Here is a 20804-nt window from a genome sequence, read left to right as displayed (position 1 = left end):
TCCTCGCCTGAGCCCCGAGGTCCCGAGTGACGTGTTCAGGGCGATTGCGCAGAAACCTAGCGGTCCCGATCCGGCAGGTCGAGCGCCCGCCACACCGCACGCCACACGGTCTTCGGCGGCTCACCAGCGGCCAGCGCCTCGTTCACCGTGCGTTCGCCCAGGTCGGCCAGCACCTGCTGGTCGGCCCACGAGCGCGCGTAGGCGCGCCCCAGCGCCTGCTCCATCCGCGACCAGAACTCGGTGTGTCTCACCGGGAGTGCCTCACGCGTCGGCGCCGATGTCGTGGGCGTGGTGGACGACGTCGTGCAGGTGGTAGCGGGCCAGGGTGTCGACGCTGAAGACCGAGCCGTTGCTGCGCCGGCCCGGCCGCGTCCACTGGTCCCCCGCGACGCCGGCGTAGCGCTCGGCCACCTGGTCGGCGGCGAGCCGCAGGTCGCGTGCCACCTGGGCCGGGTCCTGCAGGTCGTAGCGGTCCTCGACCGCCGTCTGGTCCTGGTCCCAGTTCGCGAACTCCGGGTCGTCGCTCTGCAGCATCGAGGCCAGCCGCTCGCCGAAGAGCCGGTGCACGTCGCGCACGTGGCAGCCGTACTCCAGCACCGACCAGACCCCCTCACTCGGCCGGGCGTGCGCGTCGGCCCGGGCGAGGGCGAAGCTGAACGCACTGGCGTTGTGGCGCAGCGTCTCGGGCAGCGCATCGAGGTCGACCTCGGCGGCGTCGAACCCGCAGTCGGGGCAGGGCTGCTCGAGCACCCAGGTCCAGTCCTTGGTGTCGGGCTCGATGCTCACCGCGAGCCCCGCAGGTGGTGCAGCAGGTTGTCTCCGAACTTCTTGCCCATCCCGGCGATGACGCTCTTCATCGCGGTCGTCACCGCCGGCTTGGCCACGCGCGGCAGCGGCAGGTCGGCGCGGACGCTGAGCTGGATCTCCAGCCGCGTACCGCCGTCGGCGTCCGCGAGCGCGTACCACCCCGCCACGCCGGCGCGCTCGCGCCGGCCCGCGGGCGGGTCGTGCTTCCACTCGATCCGCTCGCGGTCGGTGAAGGTCATCTGCTCGGTGAAGCTGGGCTCGAAGCTGGTCGAGAGCACCGGGATGCGGGTCATCTCCCAGCGCCAGTGGTCGCCGTCGACGTCGATGCGCGTGAGGAACGGGGTGAGGCGCGGCAGCAGCTGGGGGTCGACCAGCACCGCCCACACGTCCTCCCGCGTCGCGGGCACGACGGCGGTGGAGTGGTTGCTCGCCTCGAACCAGGTCATGGGGCCAACCCTAGGGTTGACCTCATGACCGAGCCCGACCCGCGTCTGGTGCAGATCGCCCACCAGGTCTTCGACTTCGCCCGCGAGGGCGACACCGCGAGGCTGGGCGCGTACGTCGAGCACGGCGTCCCGGTCGACCTGACCGACGCGGCCGGCAACACGCTGCTGATGCTCGCCGCCTACCACGGCCACGCGGACTCGGTGCGGGAGCTGATCGGGCGAGGAGCCGACGTCGACCGCCTCAACGACCGCGGTCAGAGCCCGCTGGCGGGCGCGGTGTTCAAGGGCGAGGACGAGGTCGTGGCGGCGCTGCTCGAGGCGGGGGCCGACCCCGACGCCGGGACGCCGAGCGCTCGTGCGAGCGCGGCGATGTTCGGCGGCGGCGACCGCTTCTCGTGAGCGCAGGCCGTCGAGAGCACTACGCCGAGTTCTACGGCGTCCGGCCGCCGCTCCGCGGGGACGGACCGCTCGTGCTGACCCACGGCAACTGCCAGGCGGAGTCGCTGCGGGTGCTGCTGCAGGGTTCGGCCGAGCCGGTCAGCACGATCCGCGTGCCGCCGGTCCACGAGCTGGAGCCGGCCGACCTGCCCCACCTGCAGCGGATCGTGGAGCGCATCGACGTCCTGGTCTCCCAGCCGGTGCGCGAGGGGTATCGAGGACTTCCCCTCGGGACGGCCGAGCTGCTGGCCCGCGCAGCTCGACGGCCTCGGCTGGTGACCGTGCCGGTCGTCCGGTGGGCGGCCCTGCACCCCTTCCAGGTCATCGTGCGCTCGCCGGAGGCCGGTGAGCCGCCGGTCGTGCCCTACCACGACCTGCGCACGCTCTCCGTGGCCGCCGGCGGTGGCGAGCTCCCCGACGTGCCGTCCCCCGAGGCGGTGCGGGCGGTGCGGGACCTCTCGGTCCGCGAGCTGACCCGTCGTCAGGACCGGCACGGTGCACTCGACGTGGTCGACCTGCTGGTGCACCAGGGCGCGAACGCCGCCCACACCGTCAACCACCCTGGCAACGGCGTGCTGCTCGGCCTGGCCGAGCGCGTCCTGGCCGCGGTGGGACTGCCGCAGCTGCTCCCCGACCCGGGTCGAACGCTCCTCGACGCCGTGCACGCCCCGGTCCTGCCGGCGGTGCTGGACGCCTTGGACCTCCCTTCGCGGGCCGCGAGGACGAGCTGGACGGTGGCCGGGCGGGTGGTGCGCGACGACGACGTCCGGCGGGCCCAGCTCGAGTGGTACCGGCGGTGGCCGGGGGTTGCCGCGGCCGGTCTGAGGCGTCATGCCGAGGCCCACGCCGCGTGGGCGCAGTAGGAGCAAGCGGCCTCCGCGATCGGCTCAGGTGTCGCTACGGACCCCGTCGAGGCTCAGCGCTCGACCGAGGTGGGTCGCGTAGGCGTCCAGGACCCGGGGGGCGACCTCACCGGTGTCGACGAGTCGCGCCAGGCACCGCACCACCAGGTCGCACGACCCGTACACGTGGTGGGCCACCAGGCTCAGGTGCTTGAGCTGGTCCGGGGTCAGAAGGTCCAACCGGCCGAAGTCCTTGACGTAGACCGCATCGGCCTCGATCACCTGGTGGTGGTGGGCGAAGATCTCCCCGTCCAGCACGCCCGGCGCGACCGGCCAGCGCTTCACCGCGGCGAAGGCGTGGAACACGAAGCCCTGGGCGCGCAGCTCGGCGTCGACGTCCCCGAACAGCGGCTGGTCGACGTAGAGCGGGGCGAAGGAGACCTCCGTGTGCACCGCGACGGCCTGGGTGAGCGTGCGTCGACCGTGGGCGAAGATCATCAGCTCCGCACCCTGGACGTCGATCTTGAGCAGGTCGAGCGGGCCCAGGTCCTCGACGTCGTCCAGCGGGGTGGTCGCGACCCTGGTCCGCTCGAGCACCTCGCCGTACCGGACGAACTCGTTGAGGGTCGAGAGGCGCTCGACGTCGGGCTCGAGGACGCTGGTCATCCCGTTCATCCAGGTCACCTTGAGCTCGTGGTCGTGGCCGTCGCCGATGGCGAGCGGCAGGTAGCGCTCCAGCGGCCCGGCCTCGCGTCGAAGCTGAGCCAGCGCCGACGGTTGGGGCTCGAAGCCCGTGACCGTGCACAGACCCGACCGCAGCATGTCGGCGTAGGGCGGCTCGCCGTCGATCGGGTTCGCACCGATGTCGACCACGCCCGTGAGCCGGTCGGGCTCCAGCGCATCCACCCATCCCAGCCCCATGGAGGCCCTCACTCTCGATGCTCCGACTCCCTGCGGAGGCCGACCGTAGCGAACCCGCCCCGGAGACGACCGGGGCGCGCCGGCAGTTTCCTCAGGTCAGCAGCAACCGCTCCAGCCGCCGGCCGACGACGGCCAGACCCGCGGCGCCGAGCACGACGAGGTAGATCACCGAGACCAGCGAGTCGAGCGTGACCTGGCCCGTGGTGAGCTCGCGGCACAGCACGACGCCGCGGTAGAGCGGGGTGCACGCCACGATCCCCTGCAGCCAGCCCGGGTAGGCCGAGAGCGGGAAGAAGGTGGCCGAGAACAAGAACATCGGCATCGTGATGAGCGTGACCAGCTCGAAGTCCTGCCAGGACCGCATGTAGCTGGTGAAAGCCATCCCCACCGCGCCGACGGTGAAGCCGATGAGCAGGGCGGCGGGCAGCGCCAGCACGGCCAGCCAGGAGTGCACCAGACCGTCGGCCCACATCACCAGCAAGAAGGCGGCCGCGTAGACACCGCTGCGCAGCAGGCTCCAGGTGAGCTCGCCCAGCGCCACCTGGGTGGTGGTCAGCGGCGTGGCCAGCATCTGGTCGTAGAGCTTCTGGTACTTCAGCTTGAAGAACATGTTGAACGTGGAGTCCAGCAGCGCGCCGTTCATGGCCGACGCCGCGAGCATGCCCGGTGCGACGAACTCGGCGTAGGGGATCGGGTGCCCGTTGACGTCGAAGGACTCGATCAGCCGGCCGACGCCGACGCCGATGGAGAACAGGTAGAAGACCGGCTCGAGGAAGCCGGTGACGAAGATCCACCAGGCGTGGCGGTAGGCCAGCGCGTTGCGCAACGTCAGCGTGCGCGTGGCCATCGCGACCGTGACGGACATCAGAAGGCCAGCCGCTTCGCCAGCCGCCGCACCGCGACGCGGTGGAAGACCACCAGGAGCACCAGCAGGTAGGCCAGGTGGACCAGCGCGGGCCCGGTGTGCCAGGTGCCCAGGCTGAGCATCCGGGTGAGGTCCACGCCCTGGTAGAGCGGCGTGAGCCTCGCCAGCCACTCCAGGGCCGGGCTGAGGTTGGAGATCGGGAAGAACGCCCCGGAGAACAGGAACTGCGGGATGACCCCCAGCCGGAAGATCAGCGAGAACGACGACTCGTTGGGCACCCCAACCGCGTAGGCGTAGACCGGCATGCCGATCGCGGCGCCGACCAGAATGCTGACCAGCAGGGCGCCGATCGCGGCCGGCACCGAGACGAAGACGCCGAACGGGGCGAGCACCGCGACGAACACGATCGCGATCAGCACCAGCCGCAGCAGCACGAACCCCAGGGCGGCGTTGGCGATGTCGAGCGCCCGCAGCGGGGTGGCGTTCATGCCGAAGTAGACGCGCTGCCACTTCGTCGCGCTGAGCACCGGGTACGTCGTCTCGAAGACGGCCGTCTGCATCGTCTGGGCGGCCAGCAGCCCGGGCGCCACGAAGGCGAGGTAGCTGGGCGCGCCCTCCAGCCGCGACGGGTCGGCCTCGACGAACCCGCCCAGCAGCACGCCCATCGCCAGCACGTACAGCAGCGGGGTGAGGAAGGAGCTGAACACCGAGCCCTTCCAGGTGCGCCGGTACAGCGTCCAGTAATAGTCGCTCTGGCGCAGCGCCATCGACCAGGTCGACATCAGTCGACCAGCGTCCGGCCGGTCAGCCGGAGGAAGACGTCCTCCAACGACGAGCGGCGCACCAGGGTGGCCACCGGCTGCAGCCCGGCGTCGTGCACCGCGGCGACCGCGGCCTCGCCGTCGGCGGCGTAGATCAGCAACCGGTCGGGCAGCACCTCCACCCGCTCGGCGCGCCGCCCGACCGCGCTCTCGACCGCGCCGGCGCTGGACTCGTTCTCGCCGATGCCGAAGCGCACCTCGGCCACCTCGCGGGTGGAGTACTCCGCGATCAGCGAGGCGGGCGAGCCCTCGGCCACGATGAGGCCCTTGTCCATGACGACCAGCCGGTCGCACAGCTGCTCGGCCTCGTCCATGTAGTGGGTGGTGATGACCAGCGTGACGCCCTGCTGCTTGAGCCGGAACAGCCGGTCCCACAGCACGTGCCGGGCCTGCGGGTCCAGGCCGGTGGTGGGCTCGTCGAGCAGCACCATCTCCGGGTCGTTGATCATCGAGCGGGCGATGGTCAGCCGCCGCTTCATGCCGCCGGAGAGGTCCTCGACCTTGGCGCCCCCGCGCTCGGTGAGCTGCACGAACTCCAGCTGCGCCGCCGCACGACGGCGCACCTCGGCGCGACCGATGCCGAAGTAGCGGCCGTAGACGTAGAGGTTCTCGGCCACCGTCAGCTCGGTGTCGAGGCTGTCCTCCTGCGGGCAGACGCCGATGCGGCCGCGAATCTGGGAGCCGTCGGTGGCCGGGTCGAGACCGAGGATGCGCAGCGACCCGCCGCTGACCGGCGAGACCGCGGCGATCATCCGCATGGTCGAGGACTTGCCCGCGCCGTTGGGCCCGAGGAACCCGAACGCCTCGCCACGGCGGACCTCGACGTCGATGCCGCGCACCGCCTCGAAGGGCTCCTGGCCCTTCTGCTGGAACGACTTGCGGAGCCCGCGGGCGCTGATCATGACGTCCGAGGCGCTCACAGCACGACGCTAACCGGCGGCACCGACGCTCCGCATCCGGGATACGGCGGCGCTAGCGTCGCCGGTGTGACACGGCTCCTCGGGGCGGTCCTACTGCTGGGCCTGCTCGCCGGATGCGGCAGCCACCGCGCCCACCTGCCCGCCTCGGCGGTGCTCGACCGGGACACGCTGGTGCGGCGTTGCCTGCCGCAGCTGTCGACGGTGACCGACTCCTACGGCCGGGTGGCCCGGCTCGACGCCGACACGGTGTCGCCGGTCCACCGCCTCTCCTACCGGCCCGGCGACCTGGTGCACTTCGTCGCGCGGACGCGGCCGGGCTCGGAGCGGTGGGTGCGGCTGATGCGGCCCTGCCGGGTGCCGACCCACCAGGTCGGGACGACGCCCGGCTCCGCGCCGATGCCCGGGGCGAGCCTGGTCGCCGAGCGCGGGAGGTCGTGGCGCGACCGGCAGCTGTGCGCGGGCGGCGTGTTCGCGCGACGGCAGGTGCGCGACGTCCGCGACTGGCGCGTCCTCGCCGGCGCGTGGTCGTCGCGGATCACAGGGGTTCTGGTGCTCCGCGACCCGAGCGGAGCCGACACCGTGACCTGCCGGCTGGAGGCCACCACCGCAGCTGTCCGCACTCGGTACCGGCCCTGCGTGTGCGGCGGCCCGCCTACTCCGACGGATACGTGTCGGGCGAGCCCGACCGCTACCTCGCGGCCGGCACCGTGCCGGCGGGTGCGGGCGCGACCCGGATCATCGTGCGCACGCCCACCCGGCAGCGGTCGTTCCCGGTCGACACCTGGACGGGTGCGTACGCGATTGCCATGGCGTTCGGGCCGGTCTCGGCGAACATCGGCACCGTGCACACCGAGGTGGCGTTGCTGGCCGCCGACGGCCGGGTCCTGTGGCGCGGCCGCTGGCCGGTGGGCACGTACGGACGCTGAGGGCCCATCGGAATGCCCGACGCCGGGCGCGACGTTGAGCGCGCCGTGAAGCACGTCGAGTTCGGACTGGACACCTTCGGCGGGGTCACCCGCGACGCCGACGACCAGCCGGTGCCCCATCCGCAGGTGGTCCGCGACCTGGTCTCCGACGCGGTCCTGGCCGACCAGGTCGGCCTGGACTTCTTCGGCGTCGGCGAGCACCACCGAGAGGACTTCGCCGTCTCCAGCCCCGAGATGGTGCTGGCCGCGGTCGCCTCGCAGACCCGGCGGATCCGGCTGGGCTCGACGGTGACCGTCCTCAGCTCCGACGACCCGGTCCGGGTCTTCGAGCGGTTCGCCACCCTCGACGCGGTCTCGAACGGCCGCGCCGAGATCGTCGCCGGACGGGGGTCGTTCACCGAGTCGTTCCCGCTGTTCGGCTACGACCTGGGCGACTACGACGTGCTGTTCGAGGAGAAGCTGGCGCTGCTGGCCCAGCTCGTGCGCGAGGAGCCCGTCACCTGGTCGGGCACCACCCGGGCCGCGCTGTCCGAGCAGCGGGTCTATCCCACCACCGAGCACGGCCTGCCGGTCTGGGTCGGCGTCGGCGGCAGCCCCGAGTCGGTGGTGCGCACCGCGCGCTACGGGTTCGGGCTGTTCCTGGCCATCATCGGCGGCGCCGCCGACCGGTTCCTGCCCTACGTCGATCTCTTCGAGCGGGCCCAGGACCAGCTCGGCGTCCCGCGCCAGCGGCTGGCCGTGCACTCCCCCGGGCTGGTCGCGGCCACCGACGAGCAGGCCCGCGAGCTGACCTACCCCGGCTGGGAGCGGATGCGGCGGCGGATGGCGGTCGACCGGGGCTGGCCGCTGCCCTCGCCCGGCGAGTTCGAGCACGAGGTGACCTCCGGGTCGCTCTACGTCGGCTCCCCCGACACCGTGGCCGAACGGGTCGCCGCCACCGTCTCGGTGCTCGGCGTCGACCGCTTCGACCTCAAGTACGACCAGCAGGTGCAGCACGCCGACCAGCAGGAGTCCATCCGGCTCTTCGGCGAGCGGGTGGTGCCCCAGATCAAGGACCGACTGTCGGTGGTCTGAGCAAGACTGTCGGACATGACCGAGCCGCTGCCCTTCTCCGACCCCACGCGGGTCTGGTTCGAGGCAGCCTTCGCCGCGCCGACGCCGGCCCAGGTCGGGGCGTGGTCGACGATCGCGGCCGGGCGGCACGCGCTCGTCGTCGCGCCCACCGGATCGGGCAAGACCCTGTCGGCGTTCCTGTGGTCGCTCGACCGGCTGGTCTCCACCGAGCGGCCGGCGGAGAAGGAAAAGCGCTGCCGGGTCCTCTACGTATCGCCGCTCAAGGCGCTCGCGGTCGACGTCGAGCGCAACCTGCGGGCGCCGCTGGCCGGCATCCGGCACACCGGCGAGCGCCTCGGCGTCGAGGTGCCCGAGGTCAGCGTCGGCGTCCGCTCGGGTGACACCCCGGCGCCCGAACGGCGTCGGCTCAGCACCCATCCGCCCGACATCCTCATCACCACACCCGAGTCGCTGTTCCTCATGCTCACCTCGCAGGCACGGGAGTCGCTGCGCGGCGTCGAGACCGTGATCGTCGACGAGGTGCACGCGGTGGCGGGCACGAAGCGCGGCGCGCACCTGGCGGTCACCCTGGAGCGGCTCGACGCGCTGCTCGAGCGCCCCGCCCAGCGCATCGGGCTCTCGGCCACGGTGCGCCCGGTCGAGGAGGTGGCGCGGTTCCTCGGCGGGTCGGCGCCGGTGGAGGTGGTCGCGCCGCCCTCGGAGAAGTCCTGGGACCTGAAGGTCGTGGTGCCGGTCGAGGACATGACCGAGCTCGGCACCGAGGTCGAGATCGGGTCCGGGTCCGCCGCGGGCGGGGTGCGGCACGCCTCCATCTGGCCGCACGTTGAGGAGCGGGTGGTCGACCTCGTCGAGCAGCACCGCTCGACCATCGTGTTCTGCAACTCCCGGCGGTTGGCCGAGCGGCTCACCGCGCGCCTGAACGAGATCGCGGCCGAGCGGGCGGGCGTCGAGCTCGAGCCGGGCGCGCGCACCCCGGCCGAGACGATGGCGCAGTCCGGATCGGCCGAGGGGGCGCCGCCGCTCATCGCCCGCGCCCACCACGGGTCGGTGTCGAAGGAGCAGCGGGCGGTCATCGAGGACGACCTCAAGCGCGGCCGGCTGCCCTGCGTGGTGGCCACCAGCAGCCTCGAGCTCGGCATCGACATGGGCGCGGTCGACCTGGTGGTGCAGATCGAGTCGCCGCCGTCGGTGGCCAGCGCGCTGCAGCGCGTCGGCCGCGCCGGTCACCAGGTGGGCGAGACCTCGCGCGGCGTGCTGTTCCCCAAGCACCGTGGCGACCTGGTGCCCACCGCCGTCGCGGTGGAACAGATGCGCGTCGGCGGCATCGAGGCGCTGCGGGTGCCCGCCAACCCGCTCGACGTGCTGGCCCAGCAGGTGGTGGCCTGCCTGGCGGTGGACTCCTGGGGCACCGACGACCTCTACGACCTCGTCCGCCGCAGCGCCCCGTTCGCCGGGCTGCCGCGCTCGGCCTACGACGCCACGCTCGACCTGCTCTCGGGCCGCTACCCCAGCGACGAGTTCGCCGAGCTGCGCCCGCGGATCGTGTGGGACCGCGTCAGCGGCGAGCTCACCGGCCGGCCCGGCGCGCAGCGGCTGGCCGTCACCAGCGGCGGCACCATCCCCGACCGCGGCATGTTCGGCGTCTTCCTCGTCGGTGAGCGGAAGAGCCGCGTGGGCGAGCTCGACGAGGAGATGGTCTACGAGTCGCGGGTCGGCGACGTGTTCACGCTCGGCACCACGAGCTGGCGCATCGAGGACATCACCCACGACCAGGTGCTGGTCTCACCTGCGCCGGGCCAGCCCGGGCGGCTGCCGTTCTGGACCGGCGACTCGCTGGGCCGGCCCGCCGAGCTCGGGGCGGCCGTCGGCGCCTTCACCCGCGAGGTGGCGGCGATGTCGGCCGAGCAGGCCACCGCCCGCGCCCGCGAGGCCGGGCTCGACGAGTGGGCGGCAAGCAACCTGGTGGCGCTGGTGACCGAGCAGCGCGAGACCACCAACGCGGTGCCCTCGGACACCCGGTTGGTGGTGGAGCGCTTCCGCGACGAGCTGGGCGACTGGCGCATCGTCGTCCACTCCCCCTACGGCGTGCCGGTGCACGCGCCCTGGGCGCTGGCGATCAACGCCCGGCTGCGCGAGCGCTACGGGATGGACGCGCAGGCGATGGCCGCCGACGACGGCATCGTGCTGCGCATCCCCGAGACCGACCAGGACCCGCCCGGCGCCGAGCTGATCGCCTTCGACCCCGAGGAGATCGAGCAGCTCGTCACCACCGAGGTCGGCGGGTCGGCGCTGTTCGCCTCGCGCTTCCGCGAGTGCGCGGCCCGAGCGCTGCTGCTGCCACGTCGCGACCCCAACCGGCGCTCGCCGTTGTGGCAGCAACGCCAGCGCAGCGCCCAGCTGCTCGAGGTCGCCTCGAAGTATCCCTCCTTCCCGATCGTGCTCGAGGCCGTGCGCGAGGTGCTGCAGGACGTCTACGACGTCCCGGCCCTGGTGGCGCTGCTCAAGCGGGTGGAGCGGCGCGAGGTGCAGCTGGTCGACGTCGCCACCACCTCGCCGTCGCCGTTCGCGCGGTCGCTGCTGTTCGGCTACGTCGCAGCCTTCATGTACGAGGGCGACTCCCCCATCGCCGAGCGACGAGCCGCCGCCCTGACGCTCGACCAGGGTCTGCTGGCCGAGCTCCTCGGGCGCGCCGAGCTGCGCGAGCTGCTCGACCCCGAGGTGCTGGTCGAGGTCGAGGCCGAGCTGCAGCGCACCGCCGAGGACCGCCGCGCCAAGGACGCCGAGGGCTTGGTCGACCTGCTCCGGCTGGTCGGCCCGCTCACCGTCTCCGAGGTGGATGAGCGCTCGGTGCTGCCCGACGTCGCCGACCGGCTCCGGGAGCTGGAGGACCGCCGCCGGCTGGTGCAGGTGCGGATGTCCGGCGAGGTGCGCTTCGCCGTCGTGGAGGACGTCGCTCGGCTGCGCGACGGGCTCGGCGTGCCGGTGCCGCCCGGCACGCCCGACGCGTTCACCGACCCGGTGGAGGACCCGCTGGGCGACCTCGTCGCGCGCTACGCCCGCACGCACGGGCCGTTCGTCACCGCCGACGTCGCCACCCGGCTGGGCATCGGCGTGGCCGTCGCACAGCAGACCCTGGCGAGGCTGGCGGCCTCGGGTCGGGTGCTCGAGGGCGAGTTCCGGCCGTCCGGCGCAGGCTCGGAGTGGTGCGACGCCGAGGTGCTGCGGCGGCTGCGACGTCGTTCACTGGCGCGGCTGCGCCACGAGGTGGAGCCGGTCGAGCCGGAAACGCTGGGCCGCTTCCTGCCCGCGTGGCAGCAGGTCGGCAGGAAGCTGCGCGGTGTCGACGGGGTCGTCGCCGTGGTCGAGCAGCTGGCCGGCTGCCCGGTGCCGGCGTCGGCCCTGGAGTCGCTGGTGCTGCCCTCGAGGGTGTCGGACTACCAGCCCTCGATGCTCGACGAGCTCACCGCCACCGGCGAGTTGCTGTGGGCCGGCCACGGTGCGCTGCCGGGCGCCGACGGCTGGGTCTCGCTGCACCTCGCCGACGCCGCTGCGCTGACGTTGCCCGACCCCAGCGACCTCGATCTCTCCCCGCAGCACGAGGCGATCCTCGAGGCGCTGGCCGGTGGCGGGGCGTACTTCTTCCGCCAGCTCTCCGACCTCATCGCGGGCGTCGACGACAAGGCCACCTCGGCCGCGCTGTGGGACCTGGCCTGGTCGGGTCGCGTCGGCAACGACACGCTCGCCCCGCTGCGGGCGATGGTCGGCGGCGCCGGCCGCGGGCGCCCCTCGCACCGCACCCGCCGACAGCCGCCGCGGCTGCGGATGACCACCCGCGGCGGGCGGCCGACCGTGCCGATGCGCAGCGGTCCGCCGGAGACCGCCGGGCGATGGTTCCTGCTGCCCGAGCCGGAGCCGGACGCCACCCGCCGCACCCACGCCGTGGCCGAGGGCATGCTCGAACGCCACGGTGTGGTCACCCGCGGAGCCGTCGTGAGCGAACGGGTGCCCGGCGGGTTCGCCGCCGTGTACAAGGTGCTGGCCGGCATGGAGGAGACCGGGCGCTGCCGTCGCGGCTACTTCGTCGCCGGCCTGGGGGCGGCGCAGTTCGGCGGCACCGGCGCCATCGACCGGCTGCGCGCAATGTCGCCCGAGGGCCGCCCCGGGGAGAAGCCCGAGGTGGTCACGCTGGCCGCCACCGACCCGGCCAACCCCTACGGCGCGGCACTGGCCTGGCCGGAGAGCCAGACCGCCGAACGAGGTCACCGCCCCGGACGCAAGGCCGGCGCCATCGTGGTGCTGGTCGACGGCCGGCTCACCGTCTACGTGGAGCGCGGCGGCCGCACCCTGCTCACCTTCACCGAGCAGCCCGACGAGGACGACGTGGAGATCCTCGGCGCGGCCTTCACCGACCTGGCCCAGGTGGTCCGGCGCGGGGCCCTGGGACGACTGACCGTGGAACGGGCCGACGGCGAGGAGCTGCTCGGCTCCGGCGAGCGCACCACCGCCCTGCGCCAGGCGCTGGAGACGGCCGGGTTCATCGCGACGCCGAGAGGGCTGCGCCTTCGTGGCTAGGGGCTGCGTGGCCAGGGGCCTCGTGGTGAGGGGGTTTCGTGCCTGAGGGCGACACCGTGTGGCTGGCCGGGCGGATGTTGGACGCGGCGCTGTCGGGCAGCGTCGTCGACGCCGACTTCCGGGTGCCGCAGCTGGCCGAGCGCGGGATGCGGAGCGAGGTGCTGAGCACTGTCACCCGCGGCAAGCACCTGCTCACGCGCTTCGACACGGGCGACACGTTGCACACGCACTTCAAGATGGAGGGCGTCTGGCACCTCTACCGCCCCGGGGAGAAGTGGCGACGCCCGACGCACCAGGCCCGGGTCGTGCTCACCGGCGAGGAGCGAGTGGCGGTGGGGTTCTCCCTGGGCATCACCGAGCTGGTGCGCACCGAGGACGAGCACGAGGTCGTCGGCCACCTCGGTCCCGACCTGCTCGGCGAGGACTGGGGCGAGGACCAGGCCGCCGAGGCGGTGCGCCGGCTGGCCGCCGACCCGGACCGCGCGGTGGCCGAGGCCCTGCTCGACCAGCGCAACCTGGCCGGCGTCGGCAACATGTACGCCGCGGAGCTCTGCTTCATGGTCGGCCTCCACCCGAAGGCCCCGGTGAGTGCCGTGCCCGACCTGCCGCGGCTGGTGGACCTCTCGCACCGGGTGCTGTTCCTCAACCGCGACCGGGTCGACCAGGCCACCACCGGCGACCTGCGCCGCAACAAGCAGCTGTGGGTCTACCGCCGCGACAAGCAGACCTGCCGCCGCTGCGGCACGCGCATCCGTGTCGACCAGCACGGCGAGAAGGGCAAGGAGCGAGCCGCTTACTGGTGTCCGAGCTGCCAGCCGGGCGAGCCTGCGAGCCCGGTTGCGCAGCGAGGAGGTTGAGGAGCCGCGGTCAGGGCGGAGCGAAGCGACGCACAGCCCACGGCGTCCCGACCCCCCCGACCCCCACCCCCGATCCCCCCACCCACCGCGGTTCTTGGCGACATCCCAGCCGCACCCTCTGGTCGACGGCCCGCCGCGGACGCAGACTGTGGTCGTGGATCTCGGCACGCCGGCGCAGCTGTGGCGGCGCTGGCTGCTGCTCGCGGCCGGCCACGCCGCGGCGGGGTCGGACGGGGTGGAGATCCGCGCCGACGGCTCGGGACGGCTGCGGACGCAGGACGGCGCGGGCTGGCTGCGGATGCGGCGGCTGGCCGGCAACCGGGCGGTGCTCTGGGCGCACCACCCCTGCCTGGCCGCCGGGTCGGGGTTCCGCGAGGAGATGGTCGACCGGGCGCCGGACTGGTCCTACGACCTCGACAGCGCCTACGCCGCCCAGCACGTCGGCTTCCTGGCCTGGTACGCCCACGGCAGCTGGAACAGCGTCCCGCAGCCGGCGCCGGCGGCGGCGCTGGGGCTGCTCGAACCGGTGGCCTCCGACGAGGCGGTCTCGGCGTGGTGGCGCTCCACCTGGCCGGCCGCCGAGCCCGACGACCTGGCCGCCGCGCTCGTCGACCCCGACCGGTCGACCCTGGCCGCGGTGATGGGCACGCGCGCAGCAGCGCGTGCCGTCCGCACGCTGGGTCTCGGCGAGGTCTGGGCCACCCGACGCCTCTCCGACACCGCCACCGCCCACCTGCGCTCGCAGATCCACGCCCAGATGCACGCGGCCGCCGAGCTCGGTGGACGCGACGAGGTCGCGCGGCCGAACCTGCTGCGACAGTGGTCGCGGGTGAACGTCGCCCGGTTCCGGCACACGGTGTGCGCGGTGGGCTCGGCGACGGGGTTCGTCCACGGCGCCGACGACGTCGGGCTCGACGACGCACAGGCCCGCTCGCTGGACAACGTGCTGCTCGAGCTGCGGCTGGCCGAGACCGACCAGAAGGCCGGGGCCTGGCTGTTCGCGCGGGTCGTCGGCGACGGTCGCTCGGTCACCCTGGAGCGCGCCTACGACGGCTGGCCGGCGTGGTACCGCTCCTCGACCGGACCCTCGATGAGCGCACTGGTGACCGAGATGGACCAGCGCGCCCCGCTCTGGCAGCCGGACTGGGCACGGCTGCTGCCGGCCGACCGTTACCCAGAGGGTCGCTGACCCGCACCGGGCGGGTCACCTCTCACAGCAGCCGGCGTTCGGAGGCCCACCGGGTGAGCTCGTGGCGCGAGGAGAGCTGCAGCTTGCGCAGCACCGCGGACATGTGGGTCTCGACGGTCTTGGTGGAGATGAACAGCTCGCCGGCGACCTCCTTGTAGGAGTAGCCGCGCGCGATCAGCCGCATCACCTCGCGTTCGCGCTCGGTGAGCCGGTCGAGGTCCTCGTCGACCTGGGCCACCTCGATGGTGCCGGCGAAGGCGTCGAGGACGAAGCCGGCCAGGCGCGGGGAGAACACGGCGTCGCCGGCGGCCACGCGGCCGATCGCGTCGACCAGCTCGGGGCCGGTGATGGTCTTGGTGACGTACCCGCGGGCGCCGGCGCGGATGGTGCCGATGACGTCCTCGGCGGCGTCGGAGACGCTGACCGCGAGGAAGCGGGTGGTCTCGGCGCGCCCGGCCGTACGACGCATGACCTCCGCGCCGCCTCCGCCGGGCAGGTGCACGTCGAGGAGCACGACGTCGGGCCGGTGGTCGAGCACGGCGCGGACCGCGCTGTCGACGTCGGCTGCCTCGGCGAGCACCTCCACGGCACCGCCGATCTCGGCGCGGACGCCGGTGCGGAACATGGCGTGGTCGTCGACGATCACCACGGACTCGGTCATACGAGCTCCTCCATCGGCAGCCAGAGCCGGACCTCGGTGCCCGACCCGGGGGTGCTGCGCACCTCGGCGGTGCCGCCGTGGCGGCTCATCCGGTCGACGATGCTGTGTCGCACGCCGTGGCGGTCCTCGGGCACCGAGGCGGGCTCGAACCCGGCACCGCGGTCGCGGACGAACACGTGCGCCCCGGCGGCGTCGTTCTCGGCGTAGACGTCGACCTGGGGGGCACCGGAGTGCTGGGCGGCGTTGACCATGGCCTCCCGGGCGGCGAGGACGAGGGCGCGGGCCTGACCGGGCAGCGGCCGGTCGCCCACGCAGACCACCTCGACCGGCACCCCGAAGCCGTCCTCGACCTCGGCGGCGGCCTCGCGCAGGGCACCGGCCAAGGTGGCGCCTGCGTCCTCCGGGGTGCTGAACAGCCAGGACCGCAGATCGCGTTCCTGGGCCCGGGCCAGCCGGGCCACCTGGCTCGGGTCGCCGGCCGACTTCTGGATCAGGGCCAACGTCTGCAGCACCGAGTCGTGCAGGTGGGCGGCGACGTCGGCGCGCTCCTGGGAGCGGATCCGCTCGGCCCGCTCCTCACCCAGCGCCGAGCGCAGCTGCAGCAGCCACGGACCGATCATCAGCGCGACCCCGAGGATCGCGACCAGGGCGGCGACGACCGCGGTGGTGGCCACCTGCAGGTCGCCGGTGCGCCCGAAGAACAGCACGATCGCGCCGAGCAGCAGCCCGACGCCGGCCACGACGCGCGCGGTCGAGGCCCAGCCGGTGCCGCCGAGCACGCCGCGCCCGGTGGGGTCGAGCCAGCGGGCGCGCTGCGCCTCGTCGGCCTGGCGCCACAGCACCCCGATGCCGACCACTCCGAGCACCACCGGCCACAGCAGCACGGCGCCACCGGTCAACGCCCCGACCAGCGCCACCACGCCGAGCGCGATGGCGGCCAGCGCCACCAGCGGCCCGAGGTCGGCCCAGCGGCGGGCGCGGCCGCCGCGACGGCCTTGGCGAGTCGCGGCGGCCAGCCCGGGGGCGTCGTCGAGGTCCGGCTGCAGCTCGCGGCGGTCGACGGCCAGGGTCAGCCACAGCCCGGCGTAGAGCATGACGCCGAGGCCGCCGACGAAGCTGAGCGCCACGAACCCGCCGCGCACCCACCACACCGGCACACCGAGGTGGCGCGCCAGTCCGGCCGCGACGCCGCCCACGTAGGACTCGTCGAGGCGGCGCAGGGCTCGGCGGGGGACGTAGCCGGGCGGGTGGGTCATGGCGGGATCCATGGTCACACGCACGGACCCGGCTCCCCATCGGGAACGACCCCGAGACGCACCCGCCCGCGAATCAGGGTCGATCCCGATGGTGCGCGCGCTCGCGAGAGCCTGGAATGGAGCACATGAACGACACGGCTCCCCCACCACCGGCTCCTCCCGTCGACGACGGCCCTCGGGTGACCGCCGCCCAGCTGCGCGACGTCGCCCGGCTGCGCCGGGTGCACCAGGGCCGCACCCTCGGCGGCGTCTGCGGCGGGCTGGGCCGGCACTTCGACGTCGACCCGACCCTGTTCCGCGTGCTGCTGGTCGTCCTGGTCTTCTTCGGCGGCGCCGGGCTGCTGCTCTACGCCGCCCTGTGGCTGCTGGTGCCCGACGAGGCCACCGACCGTGCCGTCGTCGACCTCGGCGAGGACGCCACCAAGGTGCTGCTCATCGTCGCCGCAGCCGTGGCGGCCGTGATCGTGCTCGGTCACGGCTGGGCCGGCTGGTGGTGGGGACCGAGCCTGCCGCTGGGGATCCTCGCCCTGGTCGGCGTCTGGTTCCTGGTGCGGCACGACCGTCGTCAGGCCGACGCCGGCTGGAGCGCGGCGACGACACCGGTTGCGGCGGGCACGACGGTCGCGACGAACGCACCCGCCTCGACGGTCACCGACGAGACCGCACCGCTGCAGGGCTCCGGCCCGCTCGCCACCTCCTCGGCTGCACCCCCGGCTGCACCCCCGGCTGCACCCCCGGCAGCACCCCCGGCCGGCCGCTGGTCGCCGCCGCGCTACACCCCGCCCCGGCGGCCGCGGCGCTCCGGGCCGCTGCTGTTCTGGCCGACGATGGCCGTGGTCGCCGTCGCCCTGGGCTGCCTGGGCGTCTACGACGCCGGGCACCACGTCGCGACCGGCGCCTACTGGGCGCTCGCGGTGGCGATCATGGGCCTGGGCCTGGTGATCGGCGCCTTCCGCGGCCGAGCCGGCGGACTGATCCTCGCCGCGCTCCTGGCCACCGCCGGCCTGGCCGGCAGCCTGGTCGTCGGCGGGGTCCGCGCCGCACAGGACCTCTCCTACGACCCCGTCCAGAGCAGCGACGTCCGCTCCACCTACCGGCTCCAGACCGGCGAGCTCAGCCTCAACCTGTCGAACCTCGCCGACACCGCGGCCCTCGACGGGCGCACGGTCAGGGTGCGTGGCAACGCCGGCGCCATCGTCGTCGTAGTGCCCCGCGACCTGCGCGTGATGGTCTCGGCGCGCGTGCGCGGGCCGGGCGGCATCGAGGTGGAGGACCGCTACGACGGCGGCGGCATCGGCCAGCAGGCCGACGTCACCCTCGACGCCGCGACCGCCGGCGCACCGACCCTGACCCTGGACGCCGACCTGCGGGTCGGCCACATCGAAGTGAGGCACGACGATGAGTGAGACCGACGTGAACACCGAGGACAGCACCGCCGACCGCGTGAAGGGCGCCCACCTGGTGATGGGCCTGGCCTTCCTGGGCGTCGCCGCCACCTGGGCGCTGCACGCCACCGGCACCATCGACGGGCTGGAGGCCGGCATCGTCTTCCCGGTCCTGGTGGTGGCCGCGGGGGTGCTCGGCCTGGTGGCCATGGGCGTGCAGAGCCGCCGCCGGGCCCCTCGCCCCGCACCACTCCAGCCCACCGAGCACGACCACCCGACCGACACCGACGAGGAGCAGTCATGACCAGCACCCACCCCACCGCCGAGCCCAGCACCCAACCCAACACCCAGCCCAGCACGGGACCCCGGCGCCTGGTGCGCCCGCGCGGGGACCGCATGATCGCCGGCGTGGCCGGTGGCTGGGCCCAGTACCTCAACATCGACGCCACGCTGCTGCGGGTGCTGCTGGTGCTGGCCTTCGTCTTCACCGGGTTCTTCCCGGTGGGCATCGTCTACCTCGTGGCCTGGCTGGTGACCCCCCAGCAGTGATACTGGTCGTGTGTCGACGAGCACCGAGCCACGCCCCGCCCCGGCCAGCCGGCGCGGGGCGTCGTTCTGGGTGGGCGCACTGCTGGTCCTGGCGGGGCTCGGCGTGCTGGGATACGTCGGCTGGGAGATGTACGGCACCAACGTCGTCTCCCACCACCGGGCGCAGCGCATCGAGCAGCAGACCCAGCAGGCCTGGGCGAAGGGCTACGACGGCCCCGCCGGCGGCATCGTGCGCATCCCGCGGTTCGGTCGCCACTTCTCCGCACCGATCATCAAGGGCTTCGACGACGCGACGCTGGCCAAGGGCGTCGCCTGGTACCCCCGGGGCGTCGGTCCGGGTCAGGTCGGCAACTACGTGCTCGCCGGCCACCGGGTGACCCACGGCGAGCCGTTCTCGAAGTTCCCCAGCCTGCGCAAGGGCGACCTGGTGCGCATCGAGACCCGCACCACCGTCTACACCTACCGGCTGCGCAACTCCGGCACCTCCACCATCGTCGACTTCCGCACCGCGTGGCCGCTCTACCCCGTGCCCGCCCCGGGCGCCGCCGCGCGCCGGCCGACCAAGGCCGTCATCACGCTCATCACCTGCAGCGAGCTCTTCCACACCGACAACCGCAGCGTCGTCATCGGCGACCTGGTCTCCGCGCGGCCGCGCGGCGGGGTCGCCGGGTGAGGCGCGACCTGCCGCTCTCGGTCGTCGTCTTCGTCGTCGGCACGGCGAGCCTCGGCGCCGAGATCGCCGCCGCGCGACTGCTCGCGCCCTGGTTCGGGGCCTCGACCATCGTGTGGGCGAACACGATCGCCGTCGTGCTGGTCGCCCTCTCGGCCGGCTACGCCCTCGGCGGCCGGCTCGCCGACCGCGACCCCACCATCGGAGGCCTGTCCCGCATCGTCTTGGCGGCGGCGGTGCTGCTGGCCATCGTGCCGTTCGTGTCCGGGCCGTTCCTGCGTGCCTCCGTCGACGCCTTCGACGAGCTCAGCGTGGGCGTCTTCGCCGGCTCGCTGCTGGGCGTCGGCGTGCTGGTCGCGGTGCCGCTGCTGCTGCTCGGCACGGTCTCGCCCTACGCCGTCCGGCTGCGGATGCAGCACGTCGAGGACGCCGGCCGCACCGCCGGACGCCTCTACAGCATCTCGACGGTGGGCTCGTTGGTCGGCACGTTCGCGGCCGCCCTCCTGCTGATCCCCTTCGTCGGCACCCGGCGCACGTTCCTGGTCTTCGCGTTGCTGCTGGCCCTGGTGGCGATCCCCGGCCTGGTGCGTCACCGGCTGCCGGCGCTGCTCGTGCCGCTGGTCGTGCTCGGCCTGATCGCGCTGCCGCCGGGCACCACCAAGGCCGGCACCGCCGGCGACCGTGTGGAGTGGGAGAAGGAGACCGACTACCAGTACGCGCGGGTGCTGCAGGCCGACGACGGCACCCGCACGCTGGAGCTCAACGAGGGACAGGCCGTCCACTCGCTCTACCGGCCCGGCAGCTACCTCACCGACGGCTACTGGGACGACCAGCTCGCGCTGCTGTGGGCCGGCGGCCGCACGCCCCGGTCGGTGGCGATCCTCGGCAGCGCCGCCGGCACCACCGCCCGCGCGGTGGGCCACTACTCGCCCGGCACCCGCGTCGACGCGGTGGAGATCGACCCCGACGTCACCGAGGTGGGACGCCGGCTGTTCGACATGGACGGTCCGCATCTGCACACCTACGCCGCCGACGCGCGGCCGTGGCTCGAGCAGCACCGACAGCGCCAGGACGCGATCGTCATCGACGCCTACCGACAGCCCTACATCCCCTTCTACCTGACCACGCGCGAGTTCTTCTCCCTCGTGCGCTCGCGGCTGGCGCCGGGCGGCGTCGCGATCGTCAACGTCGGCCACCCCGAGGGCTCGACGCAGCTCCAGAAGGCGCTGGCCGCGACGATGCGCTCGGTGTTCGGCCCCGAGGCGGTGCTGCGCGACGACGGCGAGCCGACGAACACCATGCTGGTGGCGACCACCTCGCGCACCAGCGCCTCCGCGAGCCTGCGCGGTGCAGGCGCCGACCTGCCGCCCGAGCTCGACACGGTGATGGACCAGGTCGCCTCGAGGCTGCGTCCGGCGCTGCGCGGCGGCCCGGTGTGGACCGACGACAAGGCGCCGGTCGAGTGGCTGGTCGACCTCTCGCTGGCCGACGTCGCCACCGGCAAGTACGGCCGCTGAGCGCTGCTGTCCCCGAGGCCGGGACGGGTCGTTGACGCGACCGGGCCCGACCGGCCACACTCCGGGATCAATCAGGTTTCCTGAACAT

General features: G+C 73.6%; 21 protein-coding genes. 12 read left to right on the top strand and 9 right to left on the bottom strand.

The window, feature by feature from the left end:
- Window positions 1–56 precede the first annotated feature (56 nt).
- From D9V37_RS14550 to D9V37_RS14540, 3 genes are read right to left on the bottom strand one after another with little or no spacing between them, the layout of a single operon-like run.
- A complete protein-coding gene (locus tag D9V37_RS14550; protein WP_121806901.1) occupies window positions 57–251 on the bottom strand; it encodes a DUF3046 domain-containing protein in 195 nt (64 codons plus the stop codon).
- A 10-nt stretch (window positions 252–261) separates the two neighbouring features.
- A complete protein-coding gene (locus tag D9V37_RS14545; protein ID WP_121806900.1) occupies window positions 262–786 on the bottom strand; it encodes a DinB family protein in 525 nt (174 codons plus the stop codon).
- Window positions 783–1253: an SRPBCC family protein gene (locus tag D9V37_RS14540; protein WP_121806899.1), complete on the bottom strand. Its 471-nt coding sequence runs from the start codon at window positions 1251–1253 to the stop codon at window positions 783–785. Before D9V37_RS14540 ends, D9V37_RS14545 begins: the two co-directional genes overlap by 4 nt.
- Window positions 1254–1277: 24 nt before the next feature.
- Between D9V37_RS14540 and D9V37_RS14535 the strand changes: the two genes are divergently transcribed.
- Window positions 1278–1652, top strand: a complete 375-nt coding sequence (locus D9V37_RS14535) for an ankyrin repeat domain-containing protein (protein ID WP_121806898.1) — start codon at window positions 1278–1280, stop codon at window positions 1650–1652.
- Window positions 1649–2554 (top strand): WcbI family polysaccharide biosynthesis putative acetyltransferase, encoded by a 906-nt coding sequence (locus D9V37_RS14530; protein WP_121806897.1) that lies wholly within the window; start codon window positions 1649–1651, stop codon window positions 2552–2554. The genes D9V37_RS14535 and D9V37_RS14530 overlap by 4 nt, the downstream gene beginning before the upstream one ends.
- A gap of 24 nt (window positions 2555–2578) precedes the next feature.
- Here the strand turns inward: D9V37_RS14530 and D9V37_RS14525 are convergent, their stop codons facing one another.
- From D9V37_RS14525 to D9V37_RS14510, 4 genes are all read right to left on the bottom strand, one after another.
- Window positions 2579–3466, bottom strand: coding sequence for an FkbM family methyltransferase (locus D9V37_RS14525; RefSeq protein WP_198412562.1), 888 nt, complete (start codon window positions 3464–3466; stop codon window positions 2579–2581).
- Between the two features lie 79 nt (window positions 3467–3545).
- The gene (locus tag D9V37_RS14520) at window positions 3546–4319 is read right to left on the bottom strand and encodes an ABC transporter permease (RefSeq protein WP_121806895.1); all 774 of its coding nucleotides are present in this window, start codon (window positions 4317–4319) and stop codon (window positions 3546–3548) included.
- On the bottom strand, window positions 4319–5101 hold the full coding sequence (locus D9V37_RS14515; protein WP_121806894.1) for an ABC transporter permease: 783 nt from the start codon (window positions 5099–5101) through the stop codon (window positions 4319–4321). The genes D9V37_RS14520 and D9V37_RS14515 overlap by 1 nt, the downstream gene beginning before the upstream one ends.
- Window positions 5101–6060 (bottom strand): ABC transporter ATP-binding protein, encoded by a 960-nt coding sequence (locus D9V37_RS14510; protein ID WP_456299573.1) that lies wholly within the window; start codon window positions 6058–6060, stop codon window positions 5101–5103. Before D9V37_RS14510 ends, D9V37_RS14515 begins: the two co-directional genes overlap by 1 nt.
- A 638-nt stretch (window positions 6061–6698) precedes the next feature.
- On the opposite strand from D9V37_RS14510, the gene D9V37_RS14500 reads away from it, so the two are divergent.
- From D9V37_RS14500 to D9V37_RS14480, 5 genes are all read left to right on the top strand, one after another.
- Complete coding sequence (locus tag D9V37_RS14500; protein ID WP_147455959.1) at window positions 6699–6986, top strand: hypothetical protein; 288 nt, start codon at window positions 6699–6701, stop codon at window positions 6984–6986.
- 12 nt (window positions 6987–6998) lie between these two features.
- Window positions 6999–8060, top strand: coding sequence for an Atu2307/SP_0267 family LLM class monooxygenase (locus tag D9V37_RS14495; RefSeq protein WP_232524933.1), 1062 nt, complete (start codon window positions 6999–7001; stop codon window positions 8058–8060).
- A gap of 15 nt (window positions 8061–8075) precedes the next feature.
- Complete coding sequence (locus tag D9V37_RS14490; RefSeq protein ID WP_121806891.1) at window positions 8076–12632, top strand: ATP-dependent helicase; 4557 nt, start codon at window positions 8076–8078, stop codon at window positions 12630–12632.
- A gap of 38 nt (window positions 12633–12670) precedes the next feature.
- A complete protein-coding gene (locus tag D9V37_RS14485; protein ID WP_121806890.1) occupies window positions 12671–13489 on the top strand; it encodes a DNA-formamidopyrimidine glycosylase family protein in 819 nt (272 codons plus the stop codon).
- 154 nt (window positions 13490–13643) lie between these two features.
- Window positions 13644–14678, top strand: a complete 1035-nt coding sequence (locus D9V37_RS14480) for a hypothetical protein (protein ID WP_147455958.1) — start codon at window positions 13644–13646, stop codon at window positions 14676–14678.
- 22 nt (window positions 14679–14700) lie between these two features.
- On the opposite strand, the gene D9V37_RS14475 is transcribed toward D9V37_RS14480, so the two are convergent.
- Both D9V37_RS14475 and D9V37_RS14470 read right to left on the bottom strand, forming a co-directional pair.
- Window positions 14701–15339: a LuxR C-terminal-related transcriptional regulator gene (locus tag D9V37_RS14475; RefSeq protein WP_121806888.1), complete on the bottom strand. Its 639-nt coding sequence runs from the start codon at window positions 15337–15339 to the stop codon at window positions 14701–14703.
- Window positions 15336–16595 carry an ATP-binding protein gene (locus D9V37_RS14470; RefSeq protein WP_121806932.1) on the bottom strand — a complete coding sequence of 420 codons (1260 nt, stop codon included), beginning with the start codon at window positions 16593–16595 and terminating at the stop codon, window positions 15336–15338. Before D9V37_RS14470 ends, D9V37_RS14475 begins: the two co-directional genes overlap by 4 nt.
- 179 nt (window positions 16596–16774) lie before the next feature.
- Between D9V37_RS14470 and D9V37_RS20730 the strand changes: the two genes are divergently transcribed.
- From D9V37_RS20730 to D9V37_RS14440, 5 genes are read left to right on the top strand one after another with little or no spacing between them, the layout of a single operon-like run.
- A complete protein-coding gene (locus D9V37_RS20730; RefSeq protein WP_158604482.1) occupies window positions 16775–18001 on the top strand; it encodes a PspC domain-containing protein in 1227 nt (408 codons plus the stop codon).
- Complete coding sequence (locus D9V37_RS14455; protein WP_121806886.1) at window positions 17994–18284, top strand: phage holin family protein; 291 nt, start codon at window positions 17994–17996, stop codon at window positions 18282–18284. The genes D9V37_RS20730 and D9V37_RS14455 overlap by 8 nt, the downstream gene beginning before the upstream one ends.
- A complete protein-coding gene (locus D9V37_RS14450; protein WP_121806885.1) occupies window positions 18281–18529 on the top strand; it encodes a PspC domain-containing protein in 249 nt (82 codons plus the stop codon). Before D9V37_RS14455 ends, D9V37_RS14450 begins: the two co-directional genes overlap by 4 nt.
- Window positions 18530–18539: 10 nt before the next feature.
- On the top strand, window positions 18540–19202 hold the full coding sequence (locus tag D9V37_RS14445; protein WP_121806884.1) for a sortase domain-containing protein: 663 nt from the start codon (window positions 18540–18542) through the stop codon (window positions 19200–19202).
- Complete coding sequence (locus tag D9V37_RS14440) at window positions 19199–20716, top strand: spermidine synthase (RefSeq protein WP_232524932.1); 1518 nt, start codon at window positions 19199–19201, stop codon at window positions 20714–20716. The genes D9V37_RS14445 and D9V37_RS14440 overlap by 4 nt, the downstream gene beginning before the upstream one ends.
- Window positions 20717–20804: the final 88 nt, after the last annotated feature.

This window comes from Nocardioides mangrovicus, assembly GCF_003674065.1.
In the GTDB taxonomy this organism is placed as follows: domain Bacteria; phylum Actinomycetota; class Actinomycetes; order Propionibacteriales; family Nocardioidaceae; genus Marmoricola; species Marmoricola mangrovicus.
The sequence above is the reverse complement of the archived record's forward strand: the minus strand, read 5'-3'. Positions and strand labels throughout refer to the sequence as shown.

Coding starts and splice junctions, on each gene's coding strand:
- D9V37_RS14540 (WP_121806899.1), bottom strand. CDS start 1,253: ATGACCTGGTTCGAGGCGAGCAACCACTCCACCGCCGTCGTGCCCGCG.
- D9V37_RS14535 (WP_121806898.1), top strand. CDS start 1,278: ATGACCGAGCCCGACCCGCGTCTGGTGCAGATCGCCCACCAGGTCTTC.
- D9V37_RS14520 (WP_121806895.1), bottom strand. CDS start 4,319: ATGTCCGTCACGGTCGCGATGGCCACGCGCACGCTGACGTTGCGCAAC.
- D9V37_RS14515 (WP_121806894.1), bottom strand. CDS start 5,101: ATGTCGACCTGGTCGATGGCGCTGCGCCAGAGCGACTATTACTGGACG.
- D9V37_RS14495 (WP_232524933.1), top strand. CDS start 6,999: ATGCCCGACGCCGGGCGCGACGTTGAGCGCGCCGTGAAGCACGTCGAG.
- D9V37_RS14490 (WP_121806891.1), top strand. CDS start 8,076: ATGACCGAGCCGCTGCCCTTCTCCGACCCCACGCGGGTCTGGTTCGAG.
- D9V37_RS14475 (WP_121806888.1), bottom strand. CDS start 15,339: ATGACCGAGTCCGTGGTGATCGTCGACGACCACGCCATGTTCCGCACC.
- D9V37_RS14470 (WP_121806932.1), bottom strand. CDS start 16,595: ATGACCCACCCGCCCGGCTACGTCCCCCGCCGAGCCCTGCGCCGCCTC.
- D9V37_RS14455 (WP_121806886.1), top strand. CDS start 17,994: ATGAGTGAGACCGACGTGAACACCGAGGACAGCACCGCCGACCGCGTG.
- D9V37_RS14450 (WP_121806885.1), top strand. CDS start 18,281: ATGACCAGCACCCACCCCACCGCCGAGCCCAGCACCCAACCCAACACC.